At 74.8% G+C, this 17900-nt stretch carries 16 protein-coding genes; 5 read left to right on the forward strand and 11 right to left on the reverse strand.

Going from position 1 to position 17900, the window contains the following annotated elements:
- The first annotated feature begins 55 nt into the window (after positions 1-55).
- A complete protein-coding gene (gene ligD / locus ACZ4M8_RS11240) occupies positions 56-1060 on the forward strand; it encodes a non-homologous end-joining DNA ligase (RefSeq protein ID WP_467605666.1) in 1005 nt (334 codons plus the stop codon).
- Between the two features lie 66 nt (positions 1061-1126).
- Here the strand turns inward: ligD and ACZ4M8_RS11245 are convergent, their stop codons facing one another.
- Together ACZ4M8_RS11245 and ACZ4M8_RS11250 are read right to left on the reverse strand one after the other, a co-directional pair.
- Positions 1127-1606 carry an Lrp/AsnC family transcriptional regulator gene (locus ACZ4M8_RS11245; RefSeq protein ID WP_467605668.1) on the reverse strand — a complete coding sequence of 160 codons (480 nt, stop codon included), beginning with the start codon at positions 1604-1606 and terminating at the stop codon, positions 1127-1129.
- A 143-nt stretch (positions 1607-1749) separates the two neighbouring features.
- Complete coding sequence (locus ACZ4M8_RS11250; RefSeq protein ID WP_467605671.1) at positions 1750-3543, reverse strand: coagulation factor 5/8 type domain-containing protein; 1794 nt, start codon at positions 3541-3543, stop codon at positions 1750-1752.
- A 560-nt stretch (positions 3544-4103) separates the two neighbouring features.
- Between ACZ4M8_RS11250 and ACZ4M8_RS11255 the strand changes: the two genes are divergently transcribed.
- Positions 4104-5609, forward strand: coding sequence for an FUSC family protein (locus ACZ4M8_RS11255; RefSeq protein WP_467606525.1), 1506 nt, complete (start codon positions 4104-4106; stop codon positions 5607-5609).
- A gap of 174 nt (positions 5610-5783) precedes the next feature.
- Entirely contained in the window at positions 5784-6839 is a 1056-nt protein-coding gene (locus tag ACZ4M8_RS11260; protein ID WP_467605673.1) for a lactonase family protein, read from the forward strand.
- Positions 6840-7115: 276 nt separating this feature from the next.
- Here the strand turns inward: ACZ4M8_RS11260 and ACZ4M8_RS11265 are convergent, their stop codons facing one another.
- The 3 genes from ACZ4M8_RS11265 to ACZ4M8_RS11275 form a co-directional block, all read right to left on the reverse strand.
- On the reverse strand, positions 7116-8072 hold the full coding sequence (locus ACZ4M8_RS11265) for a sirohydrochlorin chelatase (RefSeq protein ID WP_467605676.1): 957 nt from the start codon (positions 8070-8072) through the stop codon (positions 7116-7118).
- 387 nt (positions 8073-8459) lie between these two features.
- Entirely contained in the window at positions 8460-9467 is a 1008-nt protein-coding gene (locus ACZ4M8_RS11270; protein ID WP_467605679.1) for an N-acetylglucosamine kinase, read from the reverse strand.
- The gene (locus ACZ4M8_RS11275; protein WP_467605682.1) at positions 9460-10467 is read right to left on the reverse strand and encodes an LURP-one-related family protein; all 1008 of its coding nucleotides are present in this window, start codon (positions 10465-10467) and stop codon (positions 9460-9462) included. The genes ACZ4M8_RS11270 and ACZ4M8_RS11275 overlap by 8 nt, the downstream gene beginning before the upstream one ends.
- Before the next feature lie 572 nt (positions 10468-11039).
- Here ACZ4M8_RS11275 and ACZ4M8_RS11280 point away from each other — a divergent pair.
- On the forward strand, positions 11040-11717 hold the full coding sequence (locus ACZ4M8_RS11280) for a uracil-DNA glycosylase (protein WP_467605684.1): 678 nt from the start codon (positions 11040-11042) through the stop codon (positions 11715-11717).
- A 173-nt stretch (positions 11718-11890) separates the two neighbouring features.
- Here ACZ4M8_RS11280 and ACZ4M8_RS11285 read toward each other — a convergent pair whose 3' ends face one another.
- The 3 genes from ACZ4M8_RS11285 to ACZ4M8_RS11295 form a co-directional block, all read right to left on the reverse strand.
- Complete coding sequence (locus ACZ4M8_RS11285) at positions 11891-12976, reverse strand: WD40/YVTN/BNR-like repeat-containing protein (RefSeq protein WP_467605687.1); 1086 nt, start codon at positions 12974-12976, stop codon at positions 11891-11893.
- A gap of 223 nt (positions 12977-13199) precedes the next feature.
- Entirely contained in the window at positions 13200-13781 is a 582-nt protein-coding gene (locus tag ACZ4M8_RS11290; RefSeq protein ID WP_467605690.1) for a DUF4352 domain-containing protein, read from the reverse strand.
- Positions 13782-13918: 137 nt separating this feature from the next.
- Complete coding sequence (locus tag ACZ4M8_RS11295; protein WP_467605692.1) at positions 13919-15016, reverse strand: NADH:flavin oxidoreductase/NADH oxidase; 1098 nt, start codon at positions 15014-15016, stop codon at positions 13919-13921.
- A 297-nt stretch (positions 15017-15313) separates the two neighbouring features.
- Here ACZ4M8_RS11295 and ACZ4M8_RS11300 point away from each other — a divergent pair, with 297 nt between their 5' ends.
- Positions 15314-16033, forward strand: a complete 720-nt coding sequence (locus ACZ4M8_RS11300) for a DNA polymerase ligase N-terminal domain-containing protein (protein ID WP_467605694.1) — start codon at positions 15314-15316, stop codon at positions 16031-16033.
- A gap of 125 nt (positions 16034-16158) precedes the next feature.
- Here the strand turns inward: ACZ4M8_RS11300 and ACZ4M8_RS11305 are convergent, their stop codons facing one another.
- Genes ACZ4M8_RS11305 through ACZ4M8_RS11315 form a run of 3 tightly spaced genes read right to left on the reverse strand, consistent with a single transcriptional unit; the run spans position 16159 to position 17792 of the window.
- Positions 16159-16629, reverse strand: a complete 471-nt coding sequence (locus tag ACZ4M8_RS11305; RefSeq protein WP_467605696.1) for a DUF5709 domain-containing protein — start codon at positions 16627-16629, stop codon at positions 16159-16161.
- A gap of 45 nt (positions 16630-16674) precedes the next feature.
- Positions 16675-17337 carry a phosphoribosyltransferase gene (locus ACZ4M8_RS11310; RefSeq protein WP_467605699.1) on the reverse strand — a complete coding sequence of 221 codons (663 nt, stop codon included), beginning with the start codon at positions 17335-17337 and terminating at the stop codon, positions 16675-16677.
- Between the two features lie 38 nt (positions 17338-17375).
- Positions 17376-17792, reverse strand: coding sequence for a DUF2795 domain-containing protein (locus tag ACZ4M8_RS11315; protein ID WP_467605702.1), 417 nt, complete (start codon positions 17790-17792; stop codon positions 17376-17378).
- Positions 17793-17900 lie beyond the last annotated feature (108 nt).

A 17900-nucleotide genomic window follows, 5' to 3' on the forward strand; every position in this document is an offset into this window, starting at 1 on the left:
AGGCCCGGCGGCCGCCCGCCGGGCGCCCCCGCCGCGGTCCCCTTAGCGTGGCCCCATGGCAGACGCACTGGAGCTGACCGCGGGCGGCCGTACGGTCCGGGTGACCCATCCGGACAAGGTCTTCTTCCCCGAGCGCGGCTTCACCAAGGGCGACGTCGCCCGCTACTACCTCGCCGTCGGCGACGGCATCCTGCGCGCCCTGCGCGACCGCCCGACGACCCTGCAACGTCACCCGGACGGCGTCACCGGCGAATCCTTCTTCCAAAAGCGCGCGCCGAAGAACCTCCCCGACTGGATCCCCACCGGCCGGATCGCCTTCCCCAGCGGCCGGCACGCCGACGAGATCTGCCCCACCGAACCCGCCGCCGTGCTGTGGGCCGCCAACCTCGGCTGCCTCACCTTCCACCCCTGGCCGGTGCGGCGCGCCGACACCGAACACCCCGACGAACTCCGTATCGACCTCGACCCGCAGCCCGGCACCGACTACGCCGACGCGGTCCGCGCCGCCCTCGAACTCCGCGACGTCCTCGGCGGCCTGGGCCTGACCGGCTGGCCCAAGACCTCCGGCGGCCGCGGTCTGCACGTCTTCGTGCCGATCGCCGCCGAGTGGGACTTCACGCAGGTGCGGCGCGCCGCCATCGCCGTCGCCCGGGAACTGGAGCGCCGCGCGCCCGACCGGATCACCACCGCCTGGTGGAAGGAGGAGCGCGGCGCCAAGATCTTCGTGGACTACAACCAGACCGCCCGGGACCGCACCATCGCCAGCGCATACTCCGTGCGCCCCTCCGCCCGCGCACCGGTCTCCGCGCCGCTGACCTGGGAGGAGGTCCCCGACGCGGTCCCCGAGGACTTCGACCTCGCCACCATGCCGGAGCGGTTCGCCGCCCTCGGCGACCTGCACGCCGCCATGGACGACGAGGCGTTCCGGCTCGACGAGGCGCTGGACCTGGCCGCCCGCGACGAACGCGACCACGGCCTCGGCGATCTGCCCTACCCGCCCGAACACCCGAAGATGAAGGGCGAACCCAAGCGCGTCCAGCCGAGCCGGGCGCGGAAGTGACGACCGGCCGGGGGTGACGACCGGCGGCAACCGGCCACGGGGACACGGGCGCCCGGGTCCCCGCTCTCACCGCCCCCGGTCCGCCCCGCCCACGTCCCGCACCAGCGGCAGCATCCGGTGCGGCACCCGCTCCCGCAGCGCCACCTCGGTGCGGGTGCGGACCACGCCCGGCAGGCTGATGAGCCGCTGGATGACGTCCTCCAGATGCTCCGCGTCCCGGGCGACGACCCGGGCCAGCAGATCGCCGCCGCCGGTCGTGGAGAACGCCTCGATGATCTGCGGCACCTCCGCCAGCGCGTCGGCGACCTCCTCCAGATGCCCCTGCTCCACCTCGATATGGGCGAACGCCAGCACCGGATGGTCCAGCGCGGCGGGGGACAGGCGCGGTGCGTACGCGGTGATGACCCCGTCGCGCTCCATCCGGTCCAGCCGCGCCTGGACGGTCCCGCGGGCCACGCCCAGCAGCCGCGCGTACTCCCGCACGCTGGTCCGCGGCGCCTCCAGCAGCAGCCCCAGAATCTTCGCGTCCAAGGCGTCCACGGCCATGTTCCAGGGCCTTTCCAGGGGCGGTGTCCGACCCCGGGACTGTATCAACGCCCCAGCTCAGCGGCGTGGTGAGACCGCGCCGGGTACGCCGGCCCGCTCATCCGGCCGTCCGGAAGGCCCGCCCGCCGCGCGCCCGGCCCGGCTCAGGGGAAGGACACCACCGTCGACGGCACGGTGGTGTCGCCCGACGTCGGACCTCCCACCGCGTTGACGACGTGCTCGTACTGGCCCTTGCCGCCCAGCGACACCACCAGCAGCCCGTGCAGTTTGACGCCCGGCGCCTCGGGGACGGCGAAGCCGTGATCCTGCCGGATCGACGGATCGACGTTGTAGAAGCAGTAACTGCCCAGGCCCCAGCCCTCGTGCTCGGTGACCTCGCCGTCGACGAGGTACGCGGCGAAGCCCTTGGTGTCGCCGTCCTGGACCGCCGCCTGGTTCGGCGCGTCGTACGCCTTCTCGTTCTGGAAGAAGATCGTGCGGCCCCGCTCACCGAGCCAGTGCACGTCGTACTTGTTGAAGTGCTCGACGAACAGGCCGGTCGCCAGTACGTCGTCGCCGTGGACGCGGACGCCGTAGTCCGCGCGGTTGACGTCCCAGCCCACGCCCTCGCCGTGGTCGGCGCGCCACACCCAGGTGTGGTCGATGACCGTGTCGTTGCTGTTGATCACGATCGCGCAGGTCACCTTGCCGGGGCCGGCGCCGCCGACCCGGGCGAAGACGTCCTGCACCGTCGTCGGGTTCGCCGCGTGGCGCGCCGAGGCGCCCTCGGGGCCGACCTCCAGCAGCGAGGGCGAGTTCTCCGGCCCGGCGTCGAGCAGGAAGCCGGCGAGCCGCACCCCGTCCACGTCGGCGACCTTCAGCGCCGTCACCCCCTTCTGCGGTATCAGCGTGGCGTAGCCCAGGCCCAGCACGACCGTGTCGGGGCGCTTGACCTCGACGGTCTCGTCCAGGTGGTAGACGCCGGGCGTCAGCAGCAGGTGGAGCCCCTGGTCGAGGGCGGCGTTGAGGGTCGCCGCGTCGGCGTCCGGCTTCGCCACGTAGAACTTCTCCAGCGGCAGAGAGGTGCCCCGGGGTGTGCCGTTGCCCCAGCTGGTACCGCGCGCGTCGGTGCGCTTCTCGGGGACGAACACCTTGTACGCGTCGCCGTCGAGGTACAGGAAAGGCTTCTCGCGGGAGAGAGGGGTGTGCTCCAGCGTGGTGAACGGCGGGTCGGGGAAGGTCTGCGCCGGGGAGCCCTCGACGCCGGAGAAGACCATGTTCCACACGGCGCCCTCCCAGCCGCCGAGCGCGCTGTCGCGGGTGTACCACTGCTGCTGCGAGCGGGGCTCCACGGTGCCGTCGATACGGCTGTCGGCGATGTAGCCGCCGCTGGCCCAGCCGTCACCGTCCGGCGCGAGGTTCAGCCCGCCCTTGACGTGCATCCGCCGGAACGGCGCCGCCTGCGCGACCGCCCACCGGTTGGTGCCGCTGACCGGCTTCAGCGCCAGATTCTCCGCCGAGCGCCAGAAGTTCTGGGTGGCGTTGCCGTCGAACCAGCCCGCGTCCACGGTGACATCGCCGTTGATGGTGGTGTCGTCGGGTGACAGCCCGAGCCCCGCGATCGAGGTGTAGAACCCGAGCTGCGCGTTGAGCCCGTCGTACGTGCCCGGCTTGAGGAACAGCGCGTAGCGACCGGTGCCGAACTGCGCCTTCTCCTGCTTACGGAAGATCTCGTCGAGCTTGCCCTGGATGCCTGGCGTGGCCGGGTCGAGGACGATGACGTTCTCGCCGAGGTCACCGCCGCCGGACAGCGGCCCGGCGGCGCGCGCGGGGTCCGTGCGCGGGGCGGCGCAGGCGGTGGCCGGCAGGCCCGCCAGCGGCAGCGCGGCGGCCATCGACGCCAGGACGGCACGGCGCGGGAGGCCGGACGGCCGCTCAGGTGTGGGGGGAGTGGGCATGGAGCCCTCCTGATTCAGACAGTGAACACATGAAGTGCCAGAGAGCGCTCTCTCGCCCGCAGCATCGTCATGGTGTGTGGATGGACCGTCAACCCTTCTGCCCGGCCCGGCCGTTCCCATTCCGGGCGCCTCACGGCCGGCCTGCGGCGAAGCGGTCCGCGGCGGCGGTGTACGTGGCGGGCCTTTGGTGCGCCGCGTTCAGGAGGTGTCGGCGGCGGGGGGAGAGGCGGCCGCCCCGCCGCCGTGCCCGTGCGCCCGCCCGCGCTGCCCGTTTCCCGCCCGGTACGGGCAGCGCCCCGCCCGTGCGCCCGCCCCGCCCGTGCGCCCGGCCCGCCCGTGCGCCCGGCCCGGCCGTTGGCCCCCTCCGGAGCCGCGTATTCCGCTCGGGGCTGTACCAATGGCCCAGTAGATCCGGCAACTGTTGAACCAATGGGCGGGCGGATGCTGAGATGGCTCCGTCGATGGCGCTGCGGAACTCCGCGGCGCCTTTTTCATGCGCGGAGCGGCCGCCGGCCCCGCCGCGCACCGATGCGTACGGAGAGGAAGCGGTGCTGAAGAGGATGACGCTGCTGATGAGGAAGGTGTGGGTACCGGACCCGGGACGGCTGCGGCTGCGCGCCGCGTCCCGGGCGGTCCTCGGCATCGGCCTGGCGACCACCGCCTCGGGCCTTGCCGTCCACACCCTCACCGGGGCCATCGCCGGGGGACTCGCCGCGCTGCTGGCGCTCTTCACCGTCGCCGACCCCACGGTGCGCGGCCAGGCCGTCACCACCGCGCTGCTGCCGGTCGCCGGACTGCCCGTCCTGGCGCTCGCGGCGGGGCTGCACGGGCATCCCCTCTGGCGCGACGCGGCCTTCCTCGCCGTCATCGGCGCCGGGGTGTACGCCCGCCGCTGGGGACCGCGCGGCCACGCCCTCGGGATCTTCGCGTTCATGATGTTCTTCATGGCGCAGTTCCTGCATGCCGCGCCCGGCCACCTGCCGCCGCTCACCGCCGCGGTGCTCCTCGCCGTCGCCGTGTCCGCCGCCGTCCGCTTCGGCGCCTGGTGCTACGAACGGCGCCTGCGGCCGGCCCCCGCGCCCGCCGCGCCGCCGCCCGGCCGGGGACTGGCCCGCGCCACCACCCGGCAGGCCGTCCAGGCGACGGTGGCCTGCGCCGTCGCCCTCGCCGTCGGCCAGGCGGTCTCCGCCGACCGCTGGTACTGGGCCGTCGCCACCGTCTGGTGGGCCTTCGTGAACACCGCGTCGTGCGGCGAGACCCTGGTCCGCGGCTTCCGCCGGGTCCTGGGCACCGTCACCGGCATCGCCGCCGCCCTCCTCCTCGCCGTCCCGCTGCACGGCGCGCCCGTCCCCACCGCCGTCCTCGTCGCCGGCTGCGTCTTCGGCCTCTTCTACACGGCACCGCTGTCGTACACGTACATGATGTTCTTCGTCACCGTCATGGCCGGACTGCTCTACGGGCTCCTCGGCGTCCTCCACCCCGGACTGCTCGGGCTGCGGTTCGCCGAGACCGGCGTCGGGGCCCTCGCCACCGCCGTGGCCGTCGTCCTCGTCCTGCCGGTCACCACCCACGCCACCACCAACGCCTGGATCCAGCGCGCCGTGCGGTGCGTCCACGAGTGCACCGCGCAGGCCGTCGCCCGCCTCGGCGGCGCCCACGACGCGGACCCGGCCGCACGCATCGGCGAGCTGGAGGCCCTCCTCGGCAAGGTCCGCCTCTCCCTCGCACCGCTGGTCCACCCCCTCAACCCGCTCCGCCACCGCAAGGCCCGCGCCCGCCAGGTCCTCGCGCTGCTGGACGCCTGCGCCCACGACGTCGCGGCCCTCGCGGCGCTCGCCCCCGCCGAGCGGACCGGCGCCGCGCACGACACCCGCCTCGCCGACGCCTGGCGCCGCGTCGAGGCCGCCGTCGACGCCCTCACCGCCCGCCACACCGCGCCGGTGCCCGCACCGGCCCCGCCCGCCGGGGACGGCCCCCTCCTCCACCTGCACGGCCTGGAGCAGAAGCTCGCCGCGCTCGCCGCCCCGCTGGCCAGTCCGCCGCGCGCCCCGCTCGCCGGAGCCTGAGCCCGAACGCCGACCCCGCCGCCCGGCCACCCGCGCGGCGGCGGGGCCCGGCGACACGCCCCACGGCCCGCCCCCTCCGGCCGCGATCCCGCCCCCGCCGCCGCCCCGGCTGTTAGCGTCGCCGTGCCGCCCGGGGCGCGGGCGGCGGACGACCGGACGAGAGGCGGCACCACGGTGACCACGGACCAGGGCCTGCGGGCCTACATCGGATCGTTCACGCAGGCGGGCGGCGCGGGCATCACCACCGCCGCACTCGACCGGGAGACCGGCGCGCTCACCCCGCTGCACACCACAGCCGAGGTCACCAACCCGTCCTTCCTCGCCCCCAGCCGCGACCGCAGGCGCCTCTACGCGGTCAGCGAGACCGACCACGGCGCGGCCGCCGCCTTCGGCCTCACCCCCGACGGCCCCGTCCTCCTCGCCCCGCCGGTCCCCGTCGGCGGCGCGGGCCCCACCCACCTCGCCCTGGCCGCCGGACACCTCGTCACCGCCAACTACAGCTCCGGCAGCGTCAGCACCCTCCCGATCGCGGCGGACGGCACCCTCGGCGGACCCGCCGCCGTCCTCGCCCACCACGGCAGCGGCCCGGACCCCGAGCGCCAGAAGAGCCCGCACGCCCACTCCGTCTACGCCGCGCCCGGCGGCACCCGGCTCCTCACCGCCGACCTCGGCACCGACTCCGTCCGCAGCTGCGTCCTCGACCCCGTCACCGGCATGACGCAGATCCGCGACGAGGTCCGCCTCCGCCCCGGCAGCGGCCCCCGCCACCTCGCCTTCCACCCCGGCGGCGGCCACGTCTACGTCGTCAACGAACTCGCCCCCACACTCACCCGCTGCCGCTGGGACGCCGCCCACGGCACCCTGACGCCCCTGGGGGAGACCCCGCTGTTCGCGGACGGTGACGGGCCGGCGGAGGGCGAGCCCTGCTACGCCTCCGCGGCGGTGGTCTCCCCGGACGGCCGGTTCCTGTGGACCGCGGTCCGCGGCCGCGACCGCCTCTGCGTCCACGCCCTCGACCCCTCCGGCGCCGAGGCCACGCCCGTGACCAGCGTCCCCTGCGGCGGTACCTGGCCCCGCGACCTGGCGATGGACCCCACCGGCCGCTTCCTCTACGCCGCCAACGAACGCTCCGGCGACGTGGCGTGGTTCACCGTCGACCCCGCCACCGGAGTCCCCGCCCCCGGCGGCTCGACGGCGGCGCCCGCGGCCTCCTGCGTCGTCTTCGCCTGAGCCCCCGCCCACTCCGGCGGAAGGCACCGCCGGAGGACACCTGCGCCTCGGCGACCAGCGGCCCGGCCGGAGGGCCGGAACCTCCCGGCGACCGTAGCCCGGGAGCCGGCCTCCGGCGCACCGGAGGCCCCGGCGACGTGGCCCGCGAAACGGCCCGCCCGGTACACCGGACGCCTCCCGGCCCCGCCGCCGGACAGCGCGAAGGGCCGCCCCGCGCGATGCGGGACGGCCCTCACGGCTGGTGACGGCGGGGGGAGCCGCCGTCGGGGAACAGGGTCAGCGCGCCGGTGCGAACTGCGGGCCCCCGGCCGGCCGCAGCGTGATGCCGACCGCCGCGGCGTAGTTCGACAGCACCAGACGGCCCACCGCGCCGTAGGCGCCCAGCGCCTCCGCCGACGCGCAACCCGCCTCGGCCGCGGCCGCGGCCAGCAGCCCGTCGGAGATCTCCGGGCCGATCAGGTACGGGGCGAGCGCCAGCTGCCGCGAACCGGACAGCCGCAGCTGCTCCGCGGTGCGCGAGATCGCCCCGTCCTCGTCCAGCGCGGCGGCCAGCACCGGCACCGCCAGCCGGGCGGACAGCAGCATGCCGGTGATCCCCGCGGCCTGCACGGCCTCCTCGCCGCCCACCGTGGCCAGGATGATGCCGTCCGCCGCCGTGGCGACGGTGAACAGCCGCGCCCGGTCGGCGCGGGCCAGCCCCGACTCGGAGAGCCGTACGTGCAGCGCCTCGGCGAGCAGCGGGTGCGGGCCGAGGACATCCGTCAGCTCGGCGCCGGAACCGCTGTTCATCATCGCCTGGCGTATCCGCCGCAGCAGCGAGCTGTCGGGACCGGCCAGCAGCGGCACGACCACCGCGGCCGGACCGGTGGGCGCGCCGCCGCCCTGAGCGGCCCGCGCCTTGTGCTCGCCGCCCGCCTGCGCCAGCACCGCGTCCAGCGCCGGGAACTCCGCGCCGTCGCCGTCCACGTAACCGATCCGGGCGTCGAGGCCGGGCAGCTCGGAACGGGCGATGCTGCACACCTCCTCCGCCAGGGAACGGGCGGCGGAAGTGGGGGTGCCGGGCACGGCCAGCACCAGGACGGGCGCGCCCTCGGGTGCGGCGAGCGGCTCCGGCTTGCGGTGCCGGCCGGACTGCCGCGGTCGCGGCATTCGTACGGGCAGGCCGGGCGCCGGGCTCGGGGAATCGTCGTCAAAGCGGGGCGAGCCAGGTGCGGGCCCAGTGGGGGAACTCATGGCGCCGCATGCTAACGCCTCGCACCGACACACTGCCGGGGGAGGGTTCGGTCGGGAGGTATCCGTCCCGATTTATCCCGCGCGTCACGGTGGCCCACCCGAAAGCCGCCCGAACCGCCCCCTGATGACGCCCTCTTAGCGGTGGTGCACCCCGGCCCTGTGCGTTCCGTGCCGGTGGCGGCCGGCCGGAGGAACCGCTCCCGAGGCGCTGTCCCCGGGCCGAGCCTCGGCGGGGCTCCCTTCCGTGGCGGACGATCCGGGGCGACGCGCCGTCCCTCCGGAGCCCGGCCGTCTCCGCGGCGGCGCTCTCCGGTGGCGTGTGGTCCGGGTCGGTGGCGGCCGGTGGTGGAATCGGCGGACCGGCCTCGGGGGGCGCCACCCGGGGCCTCACTCCCCGTGGCGGACGAGCCGGAGCAGCGCGCCGTCCACCGGGAGCCGCACCGTATCGGCGGCCAGGTCGGCGGCCAGTCGCAGCGCGCCGTCGAGCGGGCCGCCCGCCGGTTCCGTGCACACCGCCTCCGGCAGCCGCGCCGCCAGCCCTGCGCGCACCGGCGCCCGCAACACCTCACCCAGGCGGAACAGCCCGCCGGTCAGCGCGACGGTCCGCCCCGCCCCGGGCGGACAGGCGGCCGCCGCCGTGTCCACGATCTGCGCCGCGGCCGCCCGGACGATGTCCGCCGCGACCGCGTCACCGGCCGCCTCACGCGCCACGTACGGCGCGAACGACGCCAGCACCGCGGGCCGGTCCGCCCGGGGATACAGCTGCCCCGGCAGGCCCTCGACCGGCCCGAACTCCTCCTCGGCGGCCCGCAGCAACGCCGGGGAGCCGCCGGGCCGCCCGTCGTGCGCCCGCAGCGCCGCCTCCAGGCCCGCCCGGCCGATCCACGCCCCGCCGCCGCAGTCGCCGAGCAGATGGCCCCAGCCGTCCGCCCGCCGCCAGCCGGCCCCGGACGCCGGGTCCGCGCCGAGCGCCACCAGCCCCGTACCGGCCGCGACGACCACGCCGGGCCGCTGCCCCAGCGCACCCGCGTACCCGGTCACCGCGTCGGCGGCCAGCGCCAGACGGTGCGCGCCGAAGGCGTCGGCCAGCGCCCGCGGCAGCACGGCGCGCAGCTCCTGCCCGAGCGTCGCCATCCCGGCCGCACCGATACAGACCGCCGCGAAACCGGGCACCCCCGCCGCCTGCCGCAGCTTCTCGGCGGCGGGCAGCAGCTGATCCAGCAACCGCCCCGCGTCGATACCGCGCTCCCCGGTGCGCACCGGGGTGTCCGACGTGTACGTGTTCTCCGGCCGGGCGTACGGCGCGGTGGCCGGCGCGACGGCGAGACGCAGCCCGGAGCCGCCCGAGTCGACGCCCAGGACGACCGGGCCCGTCGCGTGCGGCGGCTCAGCCAAGACCGCGGGAGTCCTGCTTGAGCGCGGTGTCGACGGTCAGCGCCGTGGCGACGACGAGGCTCAGGAGCGGGTCGGGCAGCTGGCGGTGGATCTGCAGGACGTAGTTGTCGGCGGTCGTGAACATCGTCTTCGCCAGCCCCTCCCACGTCTTGGTGATCCGGGCGATCTCGGTGTCGGTGTGGTCGACGATGGCGAAGTTCCAGGCCCGCCAGTTCTCGGCCTTGATCGCGCCGATCTGCTGGCCGTTGACCATCATCCCGAAGTTGATCTTGCCGATGGCGTTCTGCTGGACGATCTCACCGACCGGCTGCCCGTCCGGACGTGCCACCTGCACCTTGGACTTGATGAACTTCGCCGGCCGCGTCAGCACCAGCTGCGGCTGCCCGTAGGTGTCCCGGATCTCCAGCTTGTGCGTCATGTACTGGTCCAGGCTGGACATCACCCGCAGCACCTTCTTCGCGGTGCTCTGCCCGACCTGGACCACCGTGCCGAGGGTGTTGCCGTTCTGGTCGAAGACGCCGTACTCGTTGGAGACCTCGATCAGCTTCGCCTTCTGGTTCACCACCAGCACCGGCTCGGTGAACAGCGTCCCGCCGCCGGGGCCCGTCGGGGCGATGCCCGCCTGCTGCTGGACCTGGTGCGCCGCCCCGGGATGACCGGGCGCCGCCTGCGCCTGGGGGTACCCGGGCTGCCCGTAGGGGGCCTGCTGCCCCGGCCCGGTCTGCTGCGCTCCGTACGGGGCACCGGGGCCGGCGGGCGTCTGCTGCGGCGCCCCGGGACCGGCCGGGGCCGCCTGCGGCTGCTGCGGCGTCTGCTGCGGCGGAACCTGCTGAGGGGCCTGCTGCTGGGGGGCCTGTTGGGCCGGTGCCTGGCCCTGCGTCTGCTGCGGGGCGGCGGCGTGCGTGTGCTCGGTCCAACGGGCGCCATCCCACCAGCGCAGTTGGTGGGGAGTCCCCTGCGGGTCCGCGTACCAGCCCGCAGGGATGTTCGCATGTGTCATGGCGGCACAGTACCGGGCCGCGATGACACCGCAGAGTCCCGCCGCCGGCCCGCGCACCGGCCGAACGGGCCGGCGCGGCGGCGGGACGGGGAGCCCCCGGGACGGGGCCGCCGACCGGGCGAGTGGCGGCCGCGCCGTGCCGTGGCGGTCCGCCCCGGCTGCCCGGCCGGACCGACGGGCGGCTGCCCTGACCGTTCCGGCCGCCCCGGCCGGACCGACGGCTCCGGCCGTTCCGGTTTCGCGCCGTGCCGGTGGCACGGGCTCCACCGGCCCCGTCGGGGGCTATGGCCGGGCCGTCCCGCAACGTGCCGTGCCGGTGTACCGGCAGCGCCGACCGCGTCGGGCCGCGCCGGCAGGGCGGTACCGCCACATCGGCGAGACCGACCGCGCCCGCCCGACGCGGCCGCAGCGACGACTCCGGCTGTCCCGGCCACCTCGACGCGCCTTCTGCCCTACGCGGCCGCAGGGGTTGCCCCGTACGCACCGGACCGCACCGGCGGCCCCGCCCGTGATGCCCCGCGCCCACCGCGGGCGGGACGGGCCCCGGCGTTGGGCCGGTAGGGTGAGTTGTTGTGGCAGCACGACCCTTGAACGAACTTGTGGAACCCGGCTGGGCCGAGGCGCTGCGCCCCGTCGCCGGACGTATCGCCGAGATGGGCGACTTCCTCCGCCAGGAGATCGCCGCCGGCCGGACCTATCTCCCCGCGGGCGCCAACGTCCTGCGCGCCTTCCAGCAGCCGTTCGACGACGTACGGGTGCTGATCGTCGGTCAGGACCCTTATCCGACACCGGGTATGGCGATCGGGCTGAGCTTCGCGGTCGCGCCGGAGGTCCAGCGATTGCCGGGAAGCCTGGAGAACATCTTCCGTGAACTCCACTCCGACCTCGGCCTGCCCCGCCCCTCCAACGGCGATCTGACCCCGTGGACCCGGCAGGGCGTCCTCCTCCTCAACAGGGCGCTGACCACCGCGCCCCGCAAGCCCGGCGCGCACCGCGGCAAGGGCTGGGAGGAGGTGACCGAGCAGGCCATCCGCGCGCTCGCCGCCCGGGGCAAGCCGCTGGTGCCCGTGCTGTGGGGCCGCGACGCCCGCAATCTGCGTCCCTTCCTCGACGCGTACCCGGCGATCGAATCGGCCCACCCCTCCCCGATGTCCGCCGACCGGGGTTTCTTCGGCTCCCGTCCCTTCAGCCGCACCAACGACCTCCTCATCCGCCAGGGCGCCCAGCCGGTCGACTGGCGACTTCCGTGAGCTGACGTGCGGCGCCGGGCGTCCCCATCGGGGCGGGGCGCCCTCGGGCCGCACGGCGCGCCGCCCGGACCCGCACCACCCGGGCGGACCGGAACGGACGCCCCGGGGGACGCGGACCGCGCGATGTCCGGCCATTCGCACGCGACGCTCCGCTGACGCAAACTCCCGCGCCGTCAGGCCACCGCCGAGGCCCGTACGCACAGCACGTCCGGCAGATGGGAGGCGAGCTGCTGCCAGCTGTCCCCGTCGTCGGCGCTGGCGTACAGCTCGCCGTTGCGGTTGCCGAAGTAGACACCCGCGGGGTCGCTGTCGTCCACACAGAGGGCGTCGCGGAGGACCGTGCCGTAGTGGTCCTCCTCCGGCAGGCCACGGGAGAGCGGCTCCCAGGAGGCTCCGGCGTCGGCGGTGCGGTAGACCCGGCACCGGTGACCGGCCGGGACGCGGTCGATGTCGGCGGTGATGGGGAACAGATAGGCGGTGTCCGCGCGGTGCGGGTGGGCGGCCACCGCGAAGCCGAAGTCGGTGGGCAGCCCGGCGCCGATGTCCGTCCACCGGGCGCCCGCGTCGTCGCTGCGGTAGACGCCCCAGTGGTTCTGCAGGTAGAGGCGGTCGCGGTTGGCGGCGTCCTGCGCGATCTTGTGGACGCACTGGCCGAACTCGGGGTACTCCTCGGGCAGGAACGACACCTTGACCCCGGTGTTCGACGGCTCCCAGCTGGCGCCGCCGTCGGTGGTGCGGAACACCCCGGCGGCCGACACGGCGACCGTCACCGCGTCCGCGTCGCGCGGGTCGGTGACCACGGTGTGCACCGTGAGACCGCCGCCGCCGGGCACCCACCGCTCCCGGCTCGGGTGCTCCCACAACGGTCTGACCATCTCGAACGTCTCGCCGCGGTCCTCGGAGCGGAACAGCCCGCCGGGCTCCGTACCGGCGTACACCACATCGGGCGCGGCGGGTCCGGCCGGATGCAGCTGCCACACCCGCTCCAGCGAAGTGCCGGTGTACTCCGGGTACTTCACCGCCGGTCTCGCGGGCTCGTGCCACGTCTCGCCGAGGTCGTCGGAGTGGAAGACGGACGGGCCCCAGTGCGCGCTGTCGGCGCCGGCCAGCAGCCGTGGCGTGTCCCGGCGGGTGTCGATCCCGAGGGAGTACACCGCCTGCGCGGGGAAATGGGGGCCGCTCAGCTCCCATGCGCCGTGCCGTCTGCGGCCGACGAAAAGTCCTTTACGCGTGCCCACCGCGAGCAGCACATCGGTCATGACACAAACACCTCCGCGACGCCGTTGTCTCAGATGCCGCCAGTGTGCACCCGACCACTGACAACGGCGTCCCGGCACGCCATCGGCGCAGGTCACACGGCCCGTCGGGGCAAAGCGGCCGGACAGCGGCCGACCGTCGGCGCCGCTCGCGCGAAGCCGGCGCACACGACGGCGCGCCGCACCGGAAAGCCGGTGCGGCGCGCCGTCGTGCGTGGCCGGGGGCTCAGTCCGCCGGGACCTCGAACGAGAGGGAGACGGGGCCGGAGCCGTCGTAGTAGCGGAGCGCCCCGCTGCCCCCGGGCATGTCCAGGACGACATCGCCGGTGACGGTCTGACCCGGGCGGTACGTGGTGTCGAGGTTCCCTCCGGAGCCGGACTTCTCGCTGGTGGAGGCGGGCTGCTCCGGGCTCTGGCCGTCGGTCCACTTCAGCTGCTGCGGGTGGAAGGTGCCGTTCTTGTCGCCGGTGTTCTTCACCGTGAACGTGAAGACGGCGTACTGGTGCTTGGGCGGCTTGGTGGCGTGGATCTCCGACGCCTGCACCGCCCGGACGTCCTTGAACGTGACCGTCATCTGCGTCCGCGCGCCCGAGGCGCTGTCGACGGCCTGGTACGTCCCGGATTCGCCGATGGTGATCGGGGTCTTCCCGGACTTGCCCGAGGGCTGAACGGCGAGGTCACCGGCGGGGGCGCCGGTCTTCGACGCGGTGGGCCCGGAGTCGCCGCCCGAGGACGAGCAGCCTGTCGCCAGGCCGGCGGTGAGGACGGCGCCCGCGAGGAGCGAGACGGCACGGATGGATGGACGCATGGCGTACCCCGACGGTTCAGGCGGGCCGACCTGCCCGCGATTGGCGTCAGATTACGTCATCGGAGTGACGGTGATCATGCCGGGAGGGCGGGTGGAGCCATGGCCTCCGCCTGGTGGGACGGAGGCCGGTGGCCAGGTCAGACGGCCCGGTGGTACGGCTGCGGGACGTGCACCTCACCGCCCAGATCCCGGGCGGCGCGCTGCGCCCACGAGGGGTCGCGGAGCAACTCCCGGCCGAGGAGTACGGCGTCGGCCTCGCCGTCGGCGAGGATCTTCTCGGCGTGGGCGGGCTCGGTGATGAGCCCCACGGCGGCCACCGGCAGCGGCGTCTCGGCCTTCACCCGGGCCGCGAACGGCACCTGGTAGCCGGGGCCGCTCTTGATGAGCGCCCGGGGGGCGTTGCCGCCGCTGGAGACGTCCAGGAGGTCGACGCCGTGCTCGTGGAGCACCGACGCGAAGCGCACCGTCTCGTCGACGGTCCAGCCCTCCCGGCTGTCCTCGGGGTTCTCCGTCAGCCAGTCGGTGGCCGAGATCCGGAAGAACACCGGCAGGTCGTCCGGCCACTCCTCCCGTACGGCGTCCACGACCTCCAGGGCGAGGCGGGTGCGGTTCTCGAAGGAGCCGCCGTACGCGTCGGTGCGGTGGTTGCTGTGCGGGGAGAGGAACTCGCCGATGAGGTAGCCGTGCGCCCCGTGGATCTCCACCACCTGGAAGCCGGCGTCGAGGGCGCGGCAGGTGGCGGCGCGGAAGTCCGCGACCACCCGCTGGATCTCGTCGGTGGTCAGCTCGTCCGGGACGGGGCTCTCCTCGTCGAAGGGGAGCGGGCTCGGGGCGACGGGCGTCCAGCCGTTCGCCTCCGGGCCGACCGGCTTGCCGCCCGTCCAGGGAGCGGCGGTGGACGCCTTGCGGCCCGCGTGGGCCAGCTGCACGCCGATGGTGCTGCCCTGGGACTTCACGAAGTCGGTGATCCGGCGGAACGCCTCGGTCTGGGTGTCGTTCCACAGCCCGAGGTCGGCGGGGCTGATGCGGCCCTCCGGGCTGACCGCCGTGGCTTCCGTGATCAGCAGGCCCGTCCCGCCCAGTGCCCGCGCCGCGAGGTGGGCGAAGTGCCAGTCGGTGGGCGTCCCGGCGAGCGGCCCGGTCTCCGCCGCGGAGTACTGGCACATCGGCGCCAGCCATATCCGGTTCGGAATGGTGAGGGAGCGCAGGGTGTACGGCGTGAAGAGCGTGCTCAAGGGAGGTCTCCTTGACGTGGAAGGGCCGCGGTGAAGGGCGGCGGCCGGGGGCCCGCCGCTCATACGGTAGCCATCGTAGTACGTCACCTGTCAAACTACGATGGACCTCGTACGAGTTGCCGTCCGCCGGGCAAGGCGCGGGGCGCCGCGCCCGCCTTCCCGGGGCGCCAGGTGGCCGCGCCGCACGCCCCGTACCGCGCTGCGGTGGCCGCCCCGTCCGGCGGGCGCAAACATGGGCGTGCGGGGCGCGCGGCCCCGCGGACGCGCCGGTACGGCCAGAGGGGCGGAGGGACGGACATGAACGGCGACGGCACCACGCACGACCCGGGCGGGCGGAACGCCCCGCGCGCCCCCTCCGCGCCCGGCGGCGCCGCCCCGGAGGGCGCCGACCGGCTCGCCGCCTACCGGGACAAACGGCACTTCGACCGCACCCGGGAGCCGCGGGGCGAACCGGCCGTCCCCGGAGAAGCACCCTGTTTCGTCGTGCAGATCCACGACGCGCGCCGGATGCACTTCGACTTCCGGCTGGAGGTCGACGGCGTACTGAAGTCGTGGGCCGTGCCCAGAGGGCCGTCCGCCGACCCGCGCGACAAGCGGCTCGCGGTGCCCACCGAGGACCATCCGCTGGACTACCGGGAGTTCGAGGGCGTCATCGCCCGGGGCGAGTACGGGGCGGGCACCGTCATCGTCTGGGACCAGGGCACCTACCGCCCCCTCCCGGGCAAGGGCAGGCACCGCGCCGGCAGCTTCGCCGAGGCGCTGGAGCGGGGCCATGCCTCCTTCTGGCTCGACGGCGCCAAACTGCACGGCGGTTACGCCCTCACCCGCTTCCGTACCGGCCAGGAGGCCGACGACCGGGAATCCTGGCTGCTGGTCAAGGAGAACGACGACCGCGCGGCCGGCCACGGCGCCCCCGACCCGCTGCGCGCCCGCTCCGTCCGCAGCGGGCGCACCCTGGGGCAGGTGGCCGCCGACGCCCGCGACGCCGCGGACGGCGGCCCGCCGCACGGCTCCTGAACCACCCGGCCCGAGGGCCGCAACTCCCGGTCAGCGACCTGGACCACCCGGTACGGCGGTCGTGATCCGGTGCGGCCCGTGCGCGGCACCGAGGGAACTCGCCCGGCGGCACCCGGGCACCGCCCTCACCCGGTGGTGGCCTCCTCACCGCTCTCCGGGCACACGTGCACCGCCGCCTCCTCGGCGGACGCCGCCCCGCCGTCGATCCCGACGTCGTGCGCGACGACATCGTTGCGGTGGCGCGGGAAGCCCTCCTCGGCGGTCAGCAGCCGCCCGGCGCGCTCCTCGCCCACCTGGTCGTCCACCGGCTCCCCGTCACCGTCCACCTGGTCACCGATGCCGTCCCCGTCCGGCTCCCACACCTCCGGAACCTCTTCGGAGAGGCGCTGCTCCAGGGATTCACCGTCGGACTGTTCCCGTGCCGTGGTGCCGCGATTCACCGCGAGCGGACGCTCGGGCGGCGAATATCCCTCGTCCAGTATCTGGTCGAGATCCGGCTCGTCGAGAGCGTCCTCCATATCCAGGTCATCGGGATTGTCCTGCGGATCGGAAGCGGACGGCTGATAGACATCGTCCCCCATCGCACTGTCGGGCATGTCCGCTCTCCTTCTCCGGATGTGAGGGAATTTCACCCTGCTTTCTCACACTGCGGTGCCGGATCCCCGCAGAATACTGAGGACTTCCGCGTCCTGCACCTGGTCGAAATCGAGATACCACTCGCCCACCGCACGGAAATTCCGCGGCTGGTGCAGACACTCCACATGGTCCGCCTCCTCGCGCAGTGCCGCAGCCGCAGCCGCGTCCCCGACCGGCACGGCCAGCACCAGCCGTGCCGGGCCCAACCCCCGCAGATACCGCAGCGCGGCGCGCGCCGTCACCCCCGTCGCCAGCCCGTCGTCGACCAGCAGCACCGTCCGGCCCGCCACGTCGGCGGCGCCCAGCGGCGGCCGGCCCGCCCGGTACGTCTCCTGCCTGCGACGCAGCTCCGCGCGCTCCCGCCGGACGTCATCGGACAGCCGCTCGGCGGTCAGCCCCAGCGCCGCCAGCGCGCCCGCGTCGAACACCGGTGGCTCCTCGCCGACCAGCGCCCCCACCCCGACCTCGGGCCGCCCCGGCACCCCGATCTTCCGCGCCACCAGCACCTCCAGCGGCGCTCCCAGCGCCCGCGCCACCTCCGCCGCGACCGGGACACCGCCGCGTACCAACGCCACCACCAGCGGGTCGGCGAGCACGCCGGTACGCACCAGCGCCAGACAGCGCGTCGCCAGTGCCTCCCCGGCGTGCCGCCGGTCGAAATACCGCACGCCCCGCCCTTCCGGCGTCGTATCAGCCCCGTCCACGGTCAGCCCCGGCGCCTTTCCGTACCGAGGCCGAGGGATTGCGCGATGCTCTGCACATTCGGATACGTCTCGTCCGCCGGAAGTTTTTCGGCGAGGGACACCAAACGGTCCGGAGCGTGGTCGCGGCGCAGTTTTCCGACCACCGACGGCTTGTCCGCCGGATAAATACTCCGCCCGAGATGCCGCGCGAGTTCGGAACGGATACCGACGTCCTCCTCCGTCATTCCCCGCGGTGTCCCCCCGCGGAAAACGCTCTCGGGTGCCTGAGCCACCTCCGGCTGGTCCTCGCCGGAGGGCTGGAGTTCCCTTTCCTCCGCGGCGCGCAGCGACCGGTCGGCCGTCATCTCCGCCCGCAGTTCCTTCTTCATCATCTCGTCCCGCGCGGGCCCGATCTTGTCCGCACCGTGCTCCATGACCATGCTTTCCTCCAGGTGACGACGGTTCGACGGCGGCGGGCGACGGGCGCGGAGCCCGCCCCGAAACCGCCTGGGGACAGGGCGCCCGGCCGGTCGTCCGCGCACCTTTCG

The sequence above is a fragment of the Streptomyces sp. NPDC027185 genome (assembly GCF_055567035.1).